General features: G+C 37.4%; 17 protein-coding genes and 1 pseudogene. 3 read left to right on the forward strand and 15 right to left on the reverse strand.

The annotated features are described in order from the left end of the window. Positions 1–32: 32 nt before the first annotated feature. The 7 genes and pseudogenes from PFZ69_RS16900 to PFZ69_RS16930 form a co-directional block, all read right to left on the reverse strand. Positions 33–473: a WapI family immunity protein gene (locus tag PFZ69_RS16900; protein ID WP_270182274.1), complete on the reverse strand. Its 441-nt coding sequence runs from the start codon at positions 471–473 to the stop codon at positions 33–35. Positions 474–624: 151 nt separating this feature from the next. Further along, positions 625–1,542, reverse strand: coding sequence for a DUF6843 domain-containing protein (locus PFZ69_RS16905; RefSeq protein ID WP_270182275.1), 918 nt, complete (start codon positions 1,540–1,542; stop codon positions 625–627). Positions 1,543–2,077: 535 nt separating this feature from the next. After that, positions 2,078–2,854, reverse strand: a complete 777-nt coding sequence (locus PFZ69_RS16910) for a GNAT family N-acetyltransferase (protein WP_270182276.1) — start codon at positions 2,852–2,854, stop codon at positions 2,078–2,080. 978 nt (positions 2,855–3,832) lie between these two features. Beyond that, positions 3,833–5,071: pseudogene (locus tag PFZ69_RS16915) on the reverse strand (MFS transporter). 7 nt (positions 5,072–5,078) lie between these two features. Next, a complete protein-coding gene (locus PFZ69_RS16920; protein WP_270182277.1) occupies positions 5,079–6,128 on the reverse strand; it encodes an ArsR/SmtB family transcription factor in 1,050 nt (349 codons plus the stop codon). 126 nt (positions 6,129–6,254) lie between these two features. Continuing rightward, positions 6,255–7,412: a serine hydrolase domain-containing protein gene (locus PFZ69_RS16925; RefSeq protein ID WP_270182278.1), complete on the reverse strand. Its 1,158-nt coding sequence runs from the start codon at positions 7,410–7,412 to the stop codon at positions 6,255–6,257. Between the two features lie 95 nt (positions 7,413–7,507). Then, on the reverse strand, positions 7,508–7,696 hold the full coding sequence (locus PFZ69_RS16930) for a DUF4177 domain-containing protein (protein ID WP_333489746.1): 189 nt from the start codon (positions 7,694–7,696) through the stop codon (positions 7,508–7,510). Between the two features lie 360 nt (positions 7,697–8,056). Here PFZ69_RS16930 and PFZ69_RS16935 point away from each other — a divergent pair, with 360 nt between their 5' ends. Both PFZ69_RS16935 and PFZ69_RS16940 read left to right on the forward strand, forming a co-directional pair. Continuing rightward, on the forward strand, positions 8,057–9,205 hold the full coding sequence (locus PFZ69_RS16935) for a S8 family peptidase (protein ID WP_270182279.1): 1,149 nt from the start codon (positions 8,057–8,059) through the stop codon (positions 9,203–9,205). 531 nt (positions 9,206–9,736) lie between these two features. Further along, positions 9,737–10,876 carry a S8 family peptidase gene (locus tag PFZ69_RS16940; RefSeq protein ID WP_270182280.1) on the forward strand — a complete coding sequence of 380 codons (1,140 nt, stop codon included), beginning with the start codon at positions 9,737–9,739 and terminating at the stop codon, positions 10,874–10,876. A gap of 26 nt (positions 10,877–10,902) precedes the next feature. Here the strand turns inward: PFZ69_RS16940 and PFZ69_RS16945 are convergent, their stop codons facing one another. From PFZ69_RS16945 to PFZ69_RS16965, 5 genes are all read right to left on the reverse strand, one after another. Further along, positions 10,903–11,439 (reverse strand): GrpB family protein, encoded by a 537-nt coding sequence (locus tag PFZ69_RS16945; protein ID WP_270182281.1) that lies wholly within the window; start codon positions 11,437–11,439, stop codon positions 10,903–10,905. A gap of 90 nt (positions 11,440–11,529) precedes the next feature. Next, positions 11,530–11,994, reverse strand: coding sequence for a GNAT family N-acetyltransferase (locus PFZ69_RS16950; protein WP_270182282.1), 465 nt, complete (start codon positions 11,992–11,994; stop codon positions 11,530–11,532). 162 nt (positions 11,995–12,156) lie between these two features. Further along, positions 12,157–13,026: an SDR family oxidoreductase gene (locus PFZ69_RS16955; protein ID WP_270182283.1), complete on the reverse strand. Its 870-nt coding sequence runs from the start codon at positions 13,024–13,026 to the stop codon at positions 12,157–12,159. Between the two features lie 72 nt (positions 13,027–13,098). Then, positions 13,099–13,590: an AAA family ATPase gene (locus tag PFZ69_RS16960; protein ID WP_270182284.1), complete on the reverse strand. Its 492-nt coding sequence runs from the start codon at positions 13,588–13,590 to the stop codon at positions 13,099–13,101. 44 nt (positions 13,591–13,634) lie between these two features. Continuing rightward, on the reverse strand, positions 13,635–14,066 hold the full coding sequence (locus PFZ69_RS16965; RefSeq protein ID WP_270182285.1) for an NUDIX hydrolase: 432 nt from the start codon (positions 14,064–14,066) through the stop codon (positions 13,635–13,637). Between the two features lie 85 nt (positions 14,067–14,151). Between PFZ69_RS16965 and PFZ69_RS16970 the strand changes: the two genes are divergently transcribed. After that, positions 14,152–14,985 (forward strand): DUF2935 domain-containing protein, encoded by an 834-nt coding sequence (locus tag PFZ69_RS16970; protein WP_270182286.1) that lies wholly within the window; start codon positions 14,152–14,154, stop codon positions 14,983–14,985. Between the two features lie 100 nt (positions 14,986–15,085). Here PFZ69_RS16970 and PFZ69_RS20990 read toward each other — a convergent pair whose 3' ends face one another. The 3 genes from PFZ69_RS20990 to PFZ69_RS16985 form a co-directional block, all read right to left on the reverse strand. After that, positions 15,086–15,784, reverse strand: a complete 699-nt coding sequence (locus PFZ69_RS20990) for a CPBP family intramembrane glutamic endopeptidase (RefSeq protein WP_333489747.1) — start codon at positions 15,782–15,784, stop codon at positions 15,086–15,088. Between the two features lie 247 nt (positions 15,785–16,031). Next, positions 16,032–17,054: a serine hydrolase domain-containing protein gene (locus tag PFZ69_RS16980; protein ID WP_270182287.1), complete on the reverse strand. Its 1,023-nt coding sequence runs from the start codon at positions 17,052–17,054 to the stop codon at positions 16,032–16,034. Positions 17,055–17,260: 206 nt separating this feature from the next. After that, a complete protein-coding gene (locus PFZ69_RS16985; RefSeq protein WP_270182288.1) occupies positions 17,261–18,589 on the reverse strand; it encodes a 2-hydroxycarboxylate transporter family protein in 1,329 nt (442 codons plus the stop codon). Positions 18,590–18,658 lie beyond the last annotated feature (69 nt).

Genomic DNA, 18,658 nt, shown 5'->3' on the forward strand with positions numbered 1-18,658 from the left:
AAATCATTTTAAAATCTCTTCACCCATGGGTTTCACGGCTTCCCGATAACTGGAAACTTATCTACTACAACAATCAATTCTTCTATCAACTTCGTTAAATATGATTGATCCGATTCAAATGTAAAGTTCAATATAGCCCCAGTCCCCATTGGATAACAGGTTTCTCCAGACCACATCACGTTACCTAATGCATCCATTCTCCCCTCGAGTAGAATGAAGTCTTCCATATTCTCGAGCACTGCCTTTCCTTTTAACGTTTCATTCATCGTTTTCAGTTCTTCCAAAAAAGACAATAATTCATTCGTTCTTACATTCGCACGGAATTTAGCTGAGTATCCAGGGATTTTTAGTAAAACGTAAGAGTCAATCCAATTACCGTCCCAATAATCGGTAGAGTCAGGATATTTTCTTCCCAATACTTCAATTGCAATCTTTGATTTGTCTCCTAATAGTTGGAATTGAATGACGGCCACCCCCTCACCTTATTATTGACCTCTTCAGAGGACTAATAAAATGTACCAGCACGTATCGGAATAGCAGCAACTATCATTATACCAAAAAGGAAATTTATAGCAGTAAGCATTTTTATACGTTTCCGCTATCAATGATAATGATTTTCTTACACTATTTGTTTCGGTTGCCTAACTCGTTTAAAACTTGATCAATTCGCTCATGGTAGTGATAACTTCCGTTTCTCTTAAAATCAAGTCCACAACCGCTATTTGTGACTTGGATGGTTTCATAGTTTACTTCACCTTCTCCATACAAATGAACACTTCCTGTATTTCCTCTATAGATACAATCTTCATTAATAACCGTACGCTCACCATCATCATATTGATAAAAATACGTATCCTCGATCAAACCATTTGGCATTGCAAACGAAGTCTTTGCTTCGCCGTATTGTAGCTTGTCACCAACATATGTATAAACCACCTCTTCTATATAAACTGTGATAACCCTTCGGTTACTTTCCTCTTTAACTGTTGAACTTCCATCGAAGTTGTATAAAAGTAATATAGGGCCTTCATAACCCTCTGGGATAAGATGAGTTATGTTTGTTTTTGCTTCATCTCCATTCGCCTTCTTCTCTATTAATACGTAAGAATCATAAAAAAGCACCCCAATGACTACAGTTAGGATAATCATCGTATTCATGATCATCGATTTTAATTGAATCGTTCTCTGCTTCATGTGCTGTAATTCCTCTACTATAAAGAAAAAGATGGATGCTACAATAGCGAAGTGAACATACTCCTCATCAATGACAATAATTGTCGCAAAAGCTAGCGAAACGTGAATGGACGCTGCTGTAATGAACCGAAATGATGGCACTTTAGATGATAGCCAATCAGATAAATACGACACTGGAATTCCGTAGATTACATTACCAATTCCTGCAAACAAGATCACAAACATAATGAAAAGAGACCCAGTGATTACAAACAGGGCATTAGTATTTAGAAAACCCTCTATCAACCAGTAAACACATGTCAACGATGTGGAAAATAGAGCTGAAATTAATTTTGATTTTATCCTCATATTCTCCCCCCTTTTAAACCTTACTTATTATGCTTTTGTGAAATATTTCACATATAGTGCAACATAATTATCTACCAAAATTTAGCGATGAAACAAAGTTATTACTCAACCATTTGAAACTAAATCTCTATTTTAATAAGAAGGTATATATAAAAGAGGTCAGACGCTAGTTTTTGTTTCAACAAGCGTCTGACCTCTTTATTTTTCTATGAGGGCATCCAATTCCTTTACAAGCGCTGCACACTTTTTATCATCACGGGCATCAGGATGGGGTTCTCCAAATTCTTCAATGTCATTATCAAAATACTTACTTCTTCACTTCACTCATCTGAGATAAATCTGCCACATACTGTTCTGTATTATTTTCTCCAAGTTCGCGCGCCACTTGCGCCAACTTCTCAGTATTACGACCTTGCAACAACACTTTATGCCCTTCTGTCACTAACATTCTCATGTATACGGTGTAAAAAAGAGCTTCTCCTTTTCTAGCTGTATCACTTGTACTTTTCCCAAACAGCATTTGTATAAGCTATCTTTAACCCTGCTCGTTCCATATTTTTGTGGCTGACATCCCATATGCCGCTTGTCCGACTATGAATGAACAGTTTAACTCACTCGCTTTTTCTAAACGGGTTTTTATTAGTGCAGTTTGAACCCCTTTATTTCTCAAACCCGGCACTGTTGTCGATGCAGCTAAAATACCAACACCGTTGTGCACGAACAGCGCTCCTACTCCAGCTGGTTCTCCTTTTACACTTGCTAAGTAAAACGTCCACTTACCGTTATTTAATAGGATCTTGTTATTTTCCGTAACATGTTCTTTGATGAACGGAGGCATACCAAACCCTTTTGTATAGATCTCTCCAAACAAAGAAAAATCATCTTTGCTCATTTCTTGGATGTGCAAAGATGGTTGTTGCTCGTCATTAGGTGATCGGCCTATATCAAATGTTCTGTAAAGAGAGGTATGAAACCCACATTGAAAATAACCCTTATTACTCAGAGCTCTTAGGAACTCTGTGGTTGGTTGGATGGGAGTAATTTCAAATCGAGCAGGAATACCTCTACAAGTGTAAAAATCCAACATCGCATCAATGTCCTCAACATTATTATCAGAAACACCTTTTATCGTATTGAAAGAAGGTCCAGGAATATTTTTCACAGAGAACGCAACCGCATCTCCAAACTCTTTTATCTCAACACCCATCGGATTTCCTTCTCGTTCTTTCATTATTGTTAATCGATCTACTAACATGTCTATTTCTGATCGTTCAACCATTGAAGCGTTTTGATAGAATACTAAGTTCGTCATAAGCGCACCTCATATCGATTGATATTTCTCACTCTAGAAAGCTCCCCACTTAAAGAGGGTATTCACCCTTTTTTCATAATTCGCTTGATGTCCAATACAGTTATGAGCACGACAAATACCGAAATCAAAGAGAACAATATTGTAGTCCCGACACCTTCCGGAATGTGTTGGTTGTTGTAAATTATGTAAAGATAAATAAGCCATAAACCTACTACTCGGATTAAACTATTCATTTGGGATGACTTAAACATTGTATATTCACCGTCCGATCACGAAAGTTAGAAACAAGCGAAAGCTGTTAACCTATACTTTTTTCCCTCTCAAAGCAAGTATGGAAGATATAAAATGACGGATGATAGGATTCCGGTTATTCCAACGATTAAGGTTCCTATCACAAATGGGTGCTGTGATAATTTAAAGATTAAGATATTATTTGATTGATATCTTGAACTAAAATTACCAACAGTTCTACTAGCGTTCTCATGGAATGGTCTAAAGTAGCCCGGAAGCCAAACGATCGCTATTAATAGTACGCTACATGTGAACCAGGAATCTAAGAAATTCCATTGAGTTTTCCAAGAAAAAAGAAAAACTAAAGCAATGTCGAACGAAATTGTTACGAATACTAGAAAGATATACTTAACCTTACTACTTAGCGTATTTTCTAAAACCTTACTGAATGTGGAAGAAATTTTACTTAGTAAAAATGCAATTGCAAGTGTACTAAGTAGAAACACTAAACCGAAAACAAATTTATAAATCAAAGCGATGACTCCTTTCAATTATAGTTGATTGGACAGATTTATTGATGAATGACTTTGATGGATACTATTTAGTTTAATAAAAGTGTAGAAATCCCCTACACCTTGTTAATCATTACGATTACAATTGGAAAATGTTTCAAAAAAAGACATAAAAAAAGCGTCATCCTTGTTAGAATAACGCTCCTTTTTCTTATAGATAGTAGACACGACTAACCTATGCTTTTTTTAAAGATGGATGTAAATAAAGAAAGGAAGAAGCAGTAGCAACGACTCCACCAATTAATATCGTTAGGGTAGTACTGTATTGCTCAGCTATTAGCCCTGCAACTAAAGCCGCTACCGGCATTAGTAACCAAGTCATAAAACGACTAGAAGCTTGAACTCGTCCTAAGAGATTGTCTGGGCTTAGATGTTGACGTATCGTGACGATACAAGGTGTCATAATTGCCGCAGATACTGTGCCAACTGCATTCATGATTGCTAACCAAAGGAAAGAATCATACATTACAAACCCGATAATTGATAATCCACCTAAAGCTCCTGCTGTGAAAAGGATCGATCTGTAACTGAAATGTTTCTTTAGCCAATTCGACGTTAACGCACCACCAATAGCCGCAACACCACCAATCGATAAAAGAAAACCAATTTCAATTGCATCAAACCGTGCTGTTGATTTTAGATGGATCACAAGCATCGTTAAGAAAAGAGTGGTTCCAAAGATTGAAAAGAGCATCGCTACGTTTGAGTATAAAATTGGTTTTACATCAATAACAAATCGAAACCCTTCCTTAATTTCTGAAATGATTGTTGTTGTCTTCACTTTCTCTTTCTGTATATTACTATCAATACTTAGACTTAACGTCACGATGAAACCAATTAAAAAAGATAAGCTGTTAATGATTAACCCTACACCAGGATTAAAAATACTAATCATGATTCCACCTAAGCCAGGAGCAACAAACACAGCTGCTTGGAAAACACCTGTATTTATTGAGTTGACTAGTTGAAGGTCTTTCTTTTTGACGAGCTTTGGAACAGAAGCAAATTGACACGTATTTTACACCTGGGTCAACAAACCAACAATCAACGCCCCGCCGTATATCTCCCAAATCGTTAAGGAGTTTAGTATGTATAAAAAACCTAAAAAGCCTACAGTTAAAAACCGTCCTATATCACAAAACAAGAGTATCCTTCTGCGATTAAAATTATCAGCCAATACGCCAGTAAAGGGCTGGATAAGGATTGGCAGCCTTTCAAGAGCTGCTACGATTCCCATGCTAAGCGGTGAGCCGGTAATTGCTAGTACAATCAACCGCAGCGCTATCAAATAGATTTGATCGCCGAAGAAGGATACTAAGTTACCACCGATAAACCGAAATACTTGGGAATTCTTTTTGAACTCAGGAATTTTATCCTCTGATCCCATTCGTACAATCGAATTATTCATAGGCATCCCCTTCTTATTTACTATCCAGATACAGACTTAAATCTGCAGGTAAGAAGTCAATGGCACTTTGATTAATGTCGTATTTATGATTTGAAACCTGAGATACTAGCTTTGCTGATTTCAAGATCTTCAAATGATGATGAACGGTTGTTTTACCTAGCTTCAGCTCGTGCGTTAACTCTTGTAAAGATAAGTGGTCATCTTTAATCATTTTCAGTATTCGTAAACGTGTTTCATCTCCTAACGCTTTATAGCGTTGTACCAATTGTTTATTAGGTATATATTTCTCATCTGAGATACTTTCATTGGCTACCGCATAATAAAATACTTTGACTCCTTCAAGGTCTGCTTCAACGTTCCAAGGTCGGTAAAAATAGTGTGGAATAAGAAGAACCTTTTGGACACCAGGTTCCTTCGAGTAAGTAACACCGTCAGTAGCCCACTTAATAAACTCCTCAGGCTCTAGACGATTTAGCATGTTTTCTTTTGAAACCTTGTCCTTTAGAAGAATATCATTCAACTTGTTTTTATCAGGTTCAATAACCGTTTCATACCACCCGGTCATAACTTCAATTAGATGTTTTTTCAGCTTTTCAGCAGAAACTTGATTTATAAATTCTAAATAGCTTGGAAGAAAAGGGTGATGCTTCGTGATCATCCGCAATTCACGAAGTGCATCTTCCGATCCATTCAAAAGTTCATTGATCAAATTGTAATACTCTTGACCTAAATACGGAATTGAAATGGTCTTCAGCTGATGTGCTGATAACCTCTCCACATAATCTGTAAAAGAGTCAAGATGATCAAACTCTTTCTGATGAAGAATCTGGAGAAGCGTTTTCCACGTATTATGTTTTTTTACAAATCGAAGCTGTTCAAGCATTCTTGTGGATAGAGATTGTTCGATTGCTTTTCGTTTTTGTTTAGAAATATCCAAAGTATCAACCAACGAGTCGTTTGTTATCGCAGCGATACCTAAAGCAGATTCCCATAATAGAGAGCTTTCCAGTTGGATACTATACTTTCCATTTGATAACTTCGTGCTTGCAGAAAATAATTCCATATTATCCCTCCCACTACTATTCTATATTTATAGAACAGAATATTCAAATTTATTTTAACATTAAAACAGCCACTCTAGTTTTAGAGTGGCTGTTTTAAAACATTTAGCTATGACATATTACTACTCTCACTTACCTACATGAGTTGACAGTATCAAATCCTCAAACTCTTTTAGATCTGCTTTTCCTCCAAATAAAATATTCTCTAATAGAAGAGTCAGCAAATGTGGTACCTTGTTAAATTTATCATCCGTAAAATCCAAATTAGTTAACATGATGATCGATTTATCGTAATCTTTATAACTAATTAATCCAGAACAATACCCTGCCCAATATCCATCGTGAAGGATCAGCTTTTTATAGTGAGGATGGTCTTCAATCTTCCAACCAAAGCCATAGCCGCCTAATTGTTCATGCAAGCCATGACAATATTCAATGGATTTTTGGCTGTTTTTTTTTGAAACTGGATTAATCACACTTTCCATAGTCTTTTTGGATACCAATACATTACGATAAAGAGAACGCTCCCATTTCAATAAATCTAGTACGGTCGATTTAATTCCTCCATCACCTTTTACACCATCGAGAAAATATACATATTTGTGTTCTTCCATTTCTTCTGGAAGCTTGTACAAATCTTGCTTCCAGTCATATATGTAACCTTGTGAAAGTGTTGTAAGATTACCGTCTAGATAGTGTGAATGTGTTGTTGTGTTCTCCATATTTAGAGGTTTGAATAACTTTGTTTTCAAAAACGTTCCATACTCCATTCTTGAAACCTTTTCTATTATTTCTGCAAGCAATACATACCCTGTATTACAATACTCCCACTTATCATCTGCCGGAAACAAAACGTCTGGCTCTTCTTCTTTTAAGAATGCAACGACATCTTTATTTGTTGCAATTCTTTCAATATCCCAGTTTCCTTCTGTTTCAAACCATTCCATATAATCAGGAAGTCCGGAGGTATGGGTTAGCATATTTTTTATCGTTATGTTTTTGTATGGTAAATCAGGAAAATACGTTATTAGGTCATCTTCTAAATTCAATTTTCCTTCTTCCATCAGTATCATTATTGCCATTGCGGTAAAACTCTTTGAAATGGAGGCGATTTCAAAGACTGAATCTTGAGTATGTAATTCTGTTGCAGTTCTCCTGCCTATCGCTCTGTTGTAAAATGGAATACCTTCTTCTGATAACAGTACTACGCCACTAAATAGCCTATTTTGTTCAAGGAAATCTAATACTTTATCAAATTCTTTATATCTCAAGTCTTGATCATCCAAATTAAATGACCTCCTATAGGTTTCAAAACGAGTGAAATAGATATTTCTAACAATAAATACCTTAAAGCGAAAAAACTAAGGCAAGTCCATCCACCTTAGTCTTTTTTGCGTTTGAATATGACTTCAAAAAAAGCAGACATTCCATAACTCCTAGTACCTGGGGCGAAAATTTGTACTAACTCCCAACCTTCCTTTTCATGCTCAAAAATGACTTCATGATAGTCATCCCTTGGTTTGTTAAAAGAAGACAAGTCGATTTTTACAAACTTATGTTCATACAACATCCATGACCTCCTTTTATCACTTCCATTTATTTACGTTAAATCATTTAAAAAAGTTTCAAATATATGATCCAGTCAAATTGATTCAAACCTGCTTTTCAAGCTCATTGTCAATTTCATTTAAAACTTTTATCATAACACTTTTTAGTTAGTTTGTAGATTGGGAAAACAATTGTTTAATAACCTCTTAATAGTCATTTAACAGCTACATATTTCCCAATATTATTATCCTTTGGCACATGTTACCATAGTATTCGTAATAGTCGAACTTTTCTGACATACATATCCGGGCCCGGGACGTTAACAGCACGAGCACATTGTTTGATTGTTATTTGTAATAAAATCATGATTGGAGGAAAAGAAATGAAAGTTACATTAAGAGCATTAAGCGCTGTATTTAGCCTGGTTCTCGTTCTGTCTTTACTGGTTGGTAACTTACACTTTACAACCCCCTCTGCATCCGCTGCATCGGTGGACAAAGGGCCTAAAGACTTCCTCGTTGGTTTTAAATCAAACATTCAGACAGCTCAGATTAACAACATTAAGAAATTAGGCGGACAGGTGAAGCATCAGTATAAATTTATGGATACGATGCTAGTTTCGTTGCCAGATAAAGCAGCTGAAGCCCTTAAGAAAAATCCAAATGTATCTTATGTTGAAGAAGACCAAATGGCGTATGCAATTGGACAAACAACACCTTGGGGCATCCCTCATATCAAAGCAGATCAAGTTCATTCGACTGGAAACACTGGTTCTGGAGTTAAAGTTGCTGTCTTAGATACAGGTATTGACGCTAGCCACGAAGATCTGAACGTGAGCGGCGGCGCAAGCTTCGTTTCAAGTGAGCCTGATGCCTTTACAGATGGCAATGGTCATGGAACGCACGTTGCAGGTACGGTTGCTGGACTTAATAATACAGTAGGCGTCCTTGGAGTAGCGCATTCAGCTAGTCTCTATGCAGTAAAAGTGCTAGACAGCTCTGGAAGTGGGACCTATAGCGGCATCATTCAAGGAATCGAGTGGGCAGTCGATAACAATATGGATGTTATCAACATGAGTTTGGGCGGAAGTTCCGGTTCAACTGCTCTTCAAGATGCTAATGACAATGCATACAACTCAGGTGTATTAGTGATTGCAGCAGCTGGCAACGAAGGAACAAGAGGCAAAAAGAACACGATCGGCTATCCTGCGAAATATGCTTCTGTAATGGCAGTAGGAGCAGTAGATTCAAGCAACAACCGTGCATCTTTTTCAAGCGTTGGCTCTGAACTAGAAGTGATGGCTCCTGGTGTTAACATATTAAGCTCTGTTCCAGGAAACAGCTATGACAGCTACAATGGAACGTCGATGGCTTCTCCACATGTTGCGGGAGCAGCAGCACTTATTATGGCAGGCAACTCTGGATTATCAAACGTACAGGTTCGTCAGAAGCTTGTTGATACAGCTATCCCTCTTGGAGATTCGTTCTATTATGGGAACGGCGTAATCGATGTGTACGAAGCTACCAGATAATACATTAGCAGGAATGCATGGATCATTACGATCCATGCATTTTTTATCTTATCCCTTACACTTCCACAAAAGCATGCATATTCTTGTTCTTTTCCTCTCTAATCTCCTTATATTCTTACTTACAATTTACTCACCTTTCTCAATCTCAATTTCAGTTTAACTGCCTACTTTTAAGATTAATTATAGTAAAATGCCTTCATTTATTATCTCTTTCATACCTATTAATTTCATGTAATCGATTTTTCTACTTTGATGATGGTCTTTTTATGCACGTCATTTGAAATTCAACTTAAAATTTTTGATATAACGTTATTCTGCGGAATGTAGGTTGGGAAATGAATTGGTTAACAACCTATTAAACCTCTCTTAGCGACCGTATATTTCCCAATACTATTATTTTCTAACTCATGATACGATAGTATTCGTAATAGTCGAACTTTTCTGACATACATATCCGGGCCCGGGATCTGTCCATCACGAGCACTTAGTTTGATTGTTATTGCATCTAAAATCACGATAGGAGGAAATGAAATGAAAGTTACATTAAGAAGACTAAGCATCATTCTCAGCGTGGCTCTTGTTCTATCCTTATTGGTCGGTTTCTCTTCACCTTCAGCATCAGCTGCACCGGCTGACAAAGGACCTAAAAACTTCCTCGTTGGTTTTAAAACAAACGTTAATCAAGCTCAAATAAAAAACATACAGAAATTAGGCGGACAGGTTAAGCATAAGTTTAAACATATGGATACGATGCTTGTATCATTGCCTGAGCCAGCGGCAAAAGCTCTTAAAAAGAACCCTAACGTGTCATATGTTGAAGAAGATCAAGTAGCACATGCGATTGGTCAAACAACACCTTGGGGCATCCCTCATATTAAAGCAGATCAAGTTCAAGCGACTGGAAACACTGGCTCTGGAGTTAAAGTTGCTATACTAGATACAGGAATTGACGCTAGCCACGAAGATCTGAACGTGAGCGGCGGTGCAAGTTTCGTTGCTGAGGAACCAGACGCAACTACAGACGGCAATGGACATGGTACTCATGTGGCAGGTACAGTTGCTGGACTAAATAATAGTGTTGGCGTACTTGGTGTAGCACCCTCTGCTAGTCTCTATGCTGTAAAAGTACTAGATAGCTCTGGTAGCGGCACTTACAGCGGCATCATTCAAGGAATTGAGTGGGCAGTGGACAATAATATGGATGTCATCAACATGAGTTTGGGTGGCAGCTCTGGTTCAACTGCACTTAAAAATGCGACTGACAATGCTTACAACTCAGGTGTGTTAGTTGTTGCGGCAGCTGGTAACAGTGGAACGTTCTTCGGCTTTAACACAATTGGATATCCGGCGAAATATTCTTCTGCAATGGCAGTCGGCGCAGTAGATTCTAACAATAAACGCGCATCGTTCTCAAGTGTAGGCTCAGAGCTTGAAGTAATGGCACCAGGCGTTAACATTTTAAGCTCTGTACCTGGTAATGGCTACGACAGCTTCAATGGAACGTCAATGGCTTCTCCTCACGTGGCTGGAGCAGCTGCACTTATCCTTGCAGGCAACCCTAGCTTAACAAATGCTGAAGTTCGTCAAAAGCTTAACGACACAGCGAAACCACTTGGTGATTCTTTCTATTATGGCAACGGTGTGATCGACGTTCTTGAAGCAACAAAATAATAGAGTAGTAGAAAAGCATGGATCGATTATGATCCATGCTTTTTCATCTTTAAAATAGATTCTACAAACTTTTTCTTTTCATTCGTATAGGAGCGCTCATCATTTGGGTACTTTTCTGCTAAAAGTTTCTTGAGCTGCTCATATTCTTTAGCAGCCGTTCGGTTTTCTTTTAAGTAGTTTCTAAAAAACAGATGTTCTTCCCACCAATCCCCTCGGTACTCAACTACATGAACAACATGTGTTTTCGTTAGATTCTCAAGATCAGTGAACTTAGCAAAAACGGTTTTTCCTTCAATTCGTACTTTTGGTAAATGATAGTAGCCGACTTCTTTTAATTTTTCCATATTAAACTTATCAATATCTTCTAAAGAGTTTAATCCGACCATTATATCCATAATAGACTTTGCCTCTATGCCATCGATTGCTGTACTCCCAATCTGTTGAATATCAATAATATGTGTACCAATAACTGAGTGTAACAGAGATCTTTCCTCATCGAATAACTGCTTCCACTCATCTGAATGATTTACTAAGACAACTTCTCCTTTGTTAAGGCCTAACATTTACAACCTCCTAATAGACTTTTAGGAATGATTAATTCATAACTCTATAAGTCCTTGGCCTGTAATGTTCTTTCTTAATTCATCGATTCCTTACAGCACTTTCTCCATTGATATCCTTGTATTCGAGTACCCTAGTTTCTTATATAAGCGATAAGCTCCATCATTTTTCCCAAACACACTTAATCCGATTGACTTCACACCACATTCTCTTAGCTGACTTTGAAGCTTTTCAATAGTCTTAGTTCCGAACCCTTTTCCTCTATGTTGTTCATCTATTAAAATATGGTATAAGTATGCTGAATTAATCTCTGGAATAATGCTATACCAAAGAACTCCCACTTTTTCATTTGAATACGCTTCCACAACATTATACAAATATTGTCCCTCAGTGGCTAATCCATCCTTAAACATGTCAGTGATCATCATCTCTGATTCCTCTAAAGCTTGTTCCTTTGTTAAGTTGAAGTTTCTTGTGATTTCATCCGCATGATCAGGGATCATGAAATCCATATACCTTTTAAATTCTACTTCATCAAGTTTACTGAATTTAATCATGGGTTCTCTCCATTCTATAAAACTATCTGTTTCTTAATTTTTAAGTTTTCTACCATCCCTATTTCAAAACTATTCTGATTTTATCATAAATCACCCTACAGTAGGATGAGATAAAAAAAGAGCGTGCCCCCTTCGGGCAACGCTTGCGCCTTTTGAAAAATATTAATCTTTTACATGATCCCTGAAATAATTCCCCCAATGGGGTTGTGTTCCGTCAATGTCTTTAAAGCCATATTGCTCTGAAAGCTCCCATGTACTATATACTCCTCCAGTTTTCTTAGCTATTTCAGGATCAGAAGCTAAACATTTAATTGCTTCACCAATGTAATAAGGCGACTCAGATGCAATAAAATGTTGATCTACTTTCACTCCTTCTTTCCAATTTTCTTCTGTCACTCCCATCAATTCAAGCATCGCTTCTGACCTTAAAAATCCTGGTGTTACAGCGATGGAGGTAATTTTATCATCTATTAAGTCATCTGCCATTGCCTGAGCCATATGTATAGTTGATACTTTTGCTAAACTGTAATAAAAATTTCCCCGTGGCTTATAATCAACCCCATCGGTAATCTCTATTATTAATCCTTCATTATTTTCTTTAAACAACGGAATACTATGATGAGATGTAATAATATGAGATTCTACAGCCTGCTTTTGCATTTGGAGTCCTTTTGATAAACTATGTTCGCCTATCGGCTTCCCCCACTCTGTTAACGGATCCCCACCCCATACATCGTTGACTAAAATATCAAGTCGTCCACTTTCTCTTTTTACTAGATTCATCAATTCAACGACTTCAGATTCAACGGTATGATCGACTCTGACGGGTATCCCTAATCCACCAGATTTTGTAACCATGTCAGCTGTTTCTTCAATTGTCTCTTTACGCTTCATGGGAGATAGACTCTTTGAAGTTGTTCTTCCTGTTACATAAACTGTAGCTCCCGCTTCACCTAACTTAACTGAAATCCCCCTTCCAGCTCCTCTCGTTCCACCTGCGACGATTGCAATTTTCCCCTCTAAAGATTTCATTATATACCTCCATCTGTCTGACAAAGTCCTTTATAGATTAAACGCTCCTATTTGCACTTGATGGACTGCATACTAGCTACTCACTTCTACGATTGTTAACCCCTCTGATGCTTCTGGCGCTTCAAAAAATGACGTAACATGATGAAACACCTCTTCCGTATCAAAAGCTGCTCTTTCGGGTTGTTCGTTACGCCTTTGTGCGATTTGACGTAAACATTGATCATTGTTTACGTTAAGGAAGATCAATTGATGGCTTGTATCGACCTCTGATGCAATATCCAAAAACCACTTCCTTTGTTTTCGAGTGTTTGCTGCGAAATCCATTACTACATCTGTACCGACATGTAACAAGTTTTGGACATGCTTCTTCAACAATGGCTTGATCTGCGCTGAGAATTTCAGATAATCCTCAAATGATGTGATCTGATTAGGATAAAGAGAAGACAGCCATTCATCTTCAGATATCAAAACCGCTCGTTTATCTCTTGCTAGTTGTTTCGATTTTGTTGATTTTCCTGCGCCCATTTTTCCACAAAAAAAGTATAGCGTTCCCAATTGATTCATGTATTTGATCCTCCAAACATGTTTAAGTGGTGCATTTATAGAAACTATTTAAGTGAATCTTCTGCTGAAAACAGCTTTTCTTTTACACCGTTCACTTGCTGTATCATATGACCTATATTGCCTTCTCCTGCATATAAGGACATATCAAAAAAGTTTTGATCTAAACCAGACCAATAAAGAACGTTTTCATCTCCTGAGACCGCTACATCCCTATCTAATCTGCCAACGTACACTTCAACGTAACAATCTTGATGATAGTAGGTAAAATCCATTAGATGATGAAGCGTAATATCTTCGTTGGAAATACTTGTTTCTTCGTGAAGCTCTCTATATGCAGCTTCTATCCCCCTTTCACCACTTTCAATTTTTCCACCTACTAAATTACTTAATCCTTTATAGGGATCTTTCAACCTTTCACACATCAATAATTTGTCCATCTCTTTGTTATAAATCATTAGAACATTATAGCCTTGCATTTCTTCACTTCCTTGTTAATTGGTATAACCTGAGCTACGCTTCATAGTTTTAATTAAAAGACTATGGCTAAAGGAGGAACATCACATGAACCAGACACTCCTTACCCCTTGGCAGGAACATCATTTCTGGATTGAAATTCTTTCTGATCACGCAGTCTTTGTACGTGATTACTTATCTCCTAGTGAACACACCTATGTGAATGAAGCAAATCAGTTTGCAGCAGCATTCGATGAGCTTCAGACCCAGCTTACTTCTATTAAACCGGATGAATCCGCAAGCTCAGATGCTATGATAACCTTCTCTCAAAAAGCATATAAATTAGCAAGAGCTTACTTTAATTTTGAAGGGAAGGTTCAGAGACGTAGAATTCGAAATGAAATTAACATTAACCTTAGTCCATCTTACTTTAATGGAACGTTAGATGAGAATCAGGAATATTTGCGTCAGCTTACTTTCTATATTGAAGGAAAGGTTCCTCCCCCTCTTTCGCTTTTAGACTTAATGGACCTATGGTTAACGGATCAAGTGGGTCATGCCGCGCTCTTAATCGATATTCTTGATCCAATAGAAGTTGAGTTTATAAGGAAAGCACAGAGTATTCAGAACCAATTTCAAGTGTATATTTCGAAAAACAGAGCAATGCGAGGGTTTCTTCGATTCACACCCTCTGGTTTTCGAGCACAGCAACGATTTGCAGATGAGGTCGCTCATTCGATACAAGCTTTAAACGCACTTGTGGAAGAGGTAATGTCTCTTTTCCAAGTTGATGAAGTTCTAAACAACACGACTTTGAGATTTCTTGAACATCATTTTCCCGAAAGCTGTTATTTCTTAGTCCACCTTAGCCAATATGCTCCATCTATTCCATCGCCTTCATGTTCACTAACAAAGCCTTCTTATTTATCTTCAAAAAACTAAATTCCGTTTGCTCTTACCGAGAAAAAAGCCATTTATTAAGGGGGCATTACATAGACTTGCTAATTCAGTTGCCTCCTTAATAAGCAAGCATGGAATGAGGTTAAACAATCCAGCCATTAAAAACCATACCTAAATTAATAAGCATATGAAACACGATAGATGGGTAAATACTTCTTGATTTTATGACAACGATTGCATAAAAAAGCCCGCCAAAAGAGAATAAGATACTCATTATTACAGGTATTCCGATTGATATATGTAAGAGACCAAAACCAACACTTGTTATCAAAACAGCATATAAGGTTGAAACACTCCTCTTTAAGCTTGATAACATCACACCTCTCCAAATTACTTCTTCCAAAGTAGCGTTTATAAGGGCAAACAAAACCCCAAATAGGAGTAGTGATCGTATATAGCTCACCTCCTGAAAGAGAAGCGGTAAAAATATCATGCTCGAACCAATCAATCCAAAAAGCAAGAAGTATCCTACCTTTATCTGATGGAATGGCATCATAATGTGATCTTTCCAATTCGGTAAACGTAAGTACAGGAGTAGTTTCTGCCTGGATACCTTTAGTGAAATAATGGTGCTTATTAGGATAAACAATAGGAAACTTCTATTTATTAAAACTTTCATCTCTTGAGAAAGAGTTAGCTTTTGAACAAAGGTGCTCCCAACCTGATAGATGAGTAACCCTAACAAAAAGAATATAAACAAAGAAACTGAAGAACGATAATCCTTGTTTCGAAAGTATAATAGAAGCAAGCATGTGAGTGGGATAAGACCCAAAACAAACATTTTAATCGAAGTAAGAATGATACCTGCGAAAAATAGAGCTGCTGACAATAAATAAAATAATGTCTTTCTTTTGTTGATTTAAAACCCTCCTTCCTTGCATTTTATTTATCTTTAAGTAAAACGCCTCCTGTAATTAATTTACACAAAAAGGAGCGTAATCCTCTATGGATGATCGCTCCTTTTCTTTAAGTATCATCTTTCACTACTTTAAAATCTCAGATTTCCCCATTCATTTAACAATACGTAGTTATTTTAACGATTTGATGATTTTCATCATCATCCTTGCTGCGACATTCTGGCCGTAAAATTGATTGGTTGTTCCTGTAAAGTACAGGTCACTTCTTGGATGGTAAAACGAAAAAGCTCCTGTCTGCCCCCAATGTCCGAGCATTCCATCTTTAATCTCTTTTAGGAATAGTGGCTGACTTGCAATTCCAACTCCATAAAAGAACACACCCGGACTGAAAAGGAGTTTCCAGTCTTTAAGCTCGTTCAAATCTTCTTTTGGAAAGAACTGACCATTGAAAAAGGCCTTTAAGAAGATCATAGATTCCTTAGCGGTTGAAACAATACCCCCTTCTGGTCCTATCGATGACATATAGTTGGGTAGATGAAGTTCCTTATCTTTGAAATAAAAAGGTGCAGGTCGATGATCATTCACATCTTCAAATAAATACGTTTCTTTTAACTCCAGTTCATCAAAAATAACTTCCTTAAAGACCGTGTTGATATCTTTCTTGGTAATCGTTTCAATAATCTTTCCTAAGAGCTGATAATTTGTATCCGAGTATTGAGCCTTTTTACCGGGAGTAAATTTCGGTTCCTTTTGTTTTGCACTCGCTATTGTTCTTTCAAAGCCCCAAGTTTGGTCTATTCCCGTTGTTAATTCCCTAACCGCACCAGTTGAGAAATAATCAGGAATTCCCGATGTGTTTGACATTAACTGTTTGATTGATATTTCTCTAGAGTAGTCTTTCCCTTTAAAAATGTGGAGTTCATGCATCGTTTCATCTTTCAAGTAGTCTGAGATTTTATCATGGAGGTTCAGACTATTTTTTGATCGTAAGTTTAGTAAGACTGCAGTGACATATAATTTCGTTACGCTTGCAATAAAATATGGCCGATCGATCGTTAGATTTCCAGCACCTTTTAAGAGCGACAGAGAATCATCCCCATTTTCAATACACATTAAAGCTCCATATATGTGCTTCTTTGATACCGCGGATGACACTAATTCAGAAACAAATGATGACTCATTTGTTTGAATCAACAATAATCTCCCCCTCTACATTCACACGTTTTTAACCTTTTCCTTCAACTTTTTATGATGGTTGTTTATCTTTATTCATGGTTGGAAACGAATAGAGCACTGTTCTAACTTAATAGCATTACAATCGTTTTTATTCTTATGTAACCACTGCTGTGTGTTGATGGCATACAAAAGGTCCACTCTCTTATAAGAGAGCGGACCTTTTTTCATACAAGAAATGGGATGATCAAACCAGCTAACAACAGAATGATCGCTCCACCTAAACGAGACGAAATTTGTGCAAATGGCATGAGCTCCATTCGTTTTGAAGATGAAAGGACTGCTACATCTCCTGTCCCTCCCATATTTGCCATACAAAGTCCTGCTGTAATGGCTGATTCAATCGGGTAGAAGCCAACGAGCTTACCTAAAAGACCTGCTCCGATCACCGCACCAACAACAACCCCGAGCACAGTAACAATGTATTGGATCGTTAATGCTTCAAGCACAGTACCTAAATCGGTATAAGCGATACCAATCCCAAACAAGAGCGCAAACGTCCAGTTTTTTGCAACAAACTTATACCATTGATTTGCTCCATTCAAAATGCTTTCTGGGATGATTCCAGCAACCTTCGTTATCGCGACAACAATAATCATAATTGCATATGCGTGAATTGGGATGAAACCAGCTAATAATGATCCTACAGAAAAGAACAATACTGCAGCCATTAGTCCGATTCCCATCTTTTGTATATCAAACGAGGGTTTTTCTTCTTTGTATTCAAACCCTTTTAATAACTGCCCTTTCCCAGACAAAGAAGGCATTTTCTTCCCAAGCATATTCAGCATACTAGCAATAATAATGGCAAATACGTTACCTAAAGCTAAAGCAGGAACGAGCATCGATATATAGTAACTTGGATCGTTCCCCATCAATTCACTATATATTTGACTCATAGGAACGGCACCTGCACCCATTCCACCTCCCATAATAGGCATTGTAATAACGAGTACTGCATCTCTTAATGTAAAACCAACCATTGCCCCAAGCAACCCACCTACCGCCATAGCACCGACTACAGCACCGAAAATAGGGAGAAAATAGCGAAGGCCAACTTTAATTAAAATGCTCTTATTCATACCCAATATACTTCCAGTAATTAAAGCAGCTATATAAAAATTTAAGAAACCTCCATCTTTCATAAAGTCATTAATCAATGTTGCTGTACCATCTGGAATGAAACCAGCATATACCATATAAGCAGCACCAAAGATAGCTAATATTGCGCCTCCGCCTAAGTAGGTTTTTAAGATTGGTGTATGATCGCCAATCCATCCAAAAAGTTCACCAAGAACCATCATAATGAGTAGGCTTCCAATCATGCCTCCTGGTAAGTTCCCAGTGTACATGATGACAAGAGTAAGGGCAGTAATCACGAAAAACCAAGTAAGTGGAAGACCAAACAATGTAACCGCTTTCTTATTTTGGTTTAATAAAGTCACACCTTGCGTTGACGGTTGATTCGTTTGCACTCTTTCAGCTGAGCTTGACATAGTACCTCTCCTTTTCTAAATAATTTCTCGTGTACCTTACAAAATGGTTGTCCTAATACGTCATTCACC

This window comes from Alkalihalobacillus sp. CinArs1 (assembly GCF_947387515.1).
Taxonomy (GTDB): domain Bacteria; phylum Bacillota; class Bacilli; order Bacillales; family Guptibacillaceae; genus Guptibacillus.

Bases quoted from the DNA above. Each gene is read 5' to 3' on its own strand.
- PFZ69_RS16905 (WP_270182275.1), bottom strand. From the start codon at position 1,542: ATGAGGATAAAATCAAAATTAATTTCAGCTCTATTTTCCACATCGTTG.
- PFZ69_RS16910 (WP_270182276.1), bottom strand. From the start codon at position 2,854: ATGACGAACTTAGTATTCTATCAAAACGCTTCAATGGTTGAACGATCA.
- PFZ69_RS16920 (WP_270182277.1), bottom strand. From the start codon at position 6,128: ATGGAATTATTTTCTGCAAGCACGAAGTTATCAAATGGAAAGTATAGT.
- PFZ69_RS16930 (WP_333489746.1), bottom strand. From the start codon at position 7,696: ATGTTGTATGAACATAAGTTTGTAAAAATCGACTTGTCTTCTTTTAAC.
- PFZ69_RS16935 (WP_270182279.1), top strand. From the start codon at position 8,057: ATGAAAGTTACATTAAGAGCATTAAGCGCTGTATTTAGCCTGGTTCTC.
- PFZ69_RS16940 (WP_270182280.1), top strand. From the start codon at position 9,737: ATGAAAGTTACATTAAGAAGACTAAGCATCATTCTCAGCGTGGCTCTT.
- PFZ69_RS16945 (WP_270182281.1), bottom strand. From the start codon at position 11,439: ATGTTAGGCCTTAACAAAGGAGAAGTTGTCTTAGTAAATCATTCAGAT.
- PFZ69_RS16950 (WP_270182282.1), bottom strand. From the start codon at position 11,994: ATGATTAAATTCAGTAAACTTGATGAAGTAGAATTTAAAAGGTATATG.
- PFZ69_RS16955 (WP_270182283.1), bottom strand. From the start codon at position 13,026: ATGAAATCTTTAGAGGGGAAAATTGCAATCGTCGCAGGTGGAACGAGA.
- PFZ69_RS16960 (WP_270182284.1), bottom strand. From the start codon at position 13,590: ATGAATCAATTGGGAACGCTATACTTTTTTTGTGGAAAAATGGGCGCA.
- PFZ69_RS16965 (WP_270182285.1), bottom strand. From the start codon at position 14,066: ATGCAAGGCTATAATGTTCTAATGATTTATAACAAAGAGATGGACAAA.
- PFZ69_RS16970 (WP_270182286.1), top strand. From the start codon at position 14,152: ATGAACCAGACACTCCTTACCCCTTGGCAGGAACATCATTTCTGGATT.
- PFZ69_RS20990 (WP_333489747.1), bottom strand. From the start codon at position 15,784: ATGTTTGTTTTGGGTCTTATCCCACTCACATGCTTGCTTCTATTATAC.
- PFZ69_RS16985 (WP_270182288.1), bottom strand. From the start codon at position 18,589: ATGTCAAGCTCAGCTGAAAGAGTGCAAACGAATCAACCGTCAACGCAA.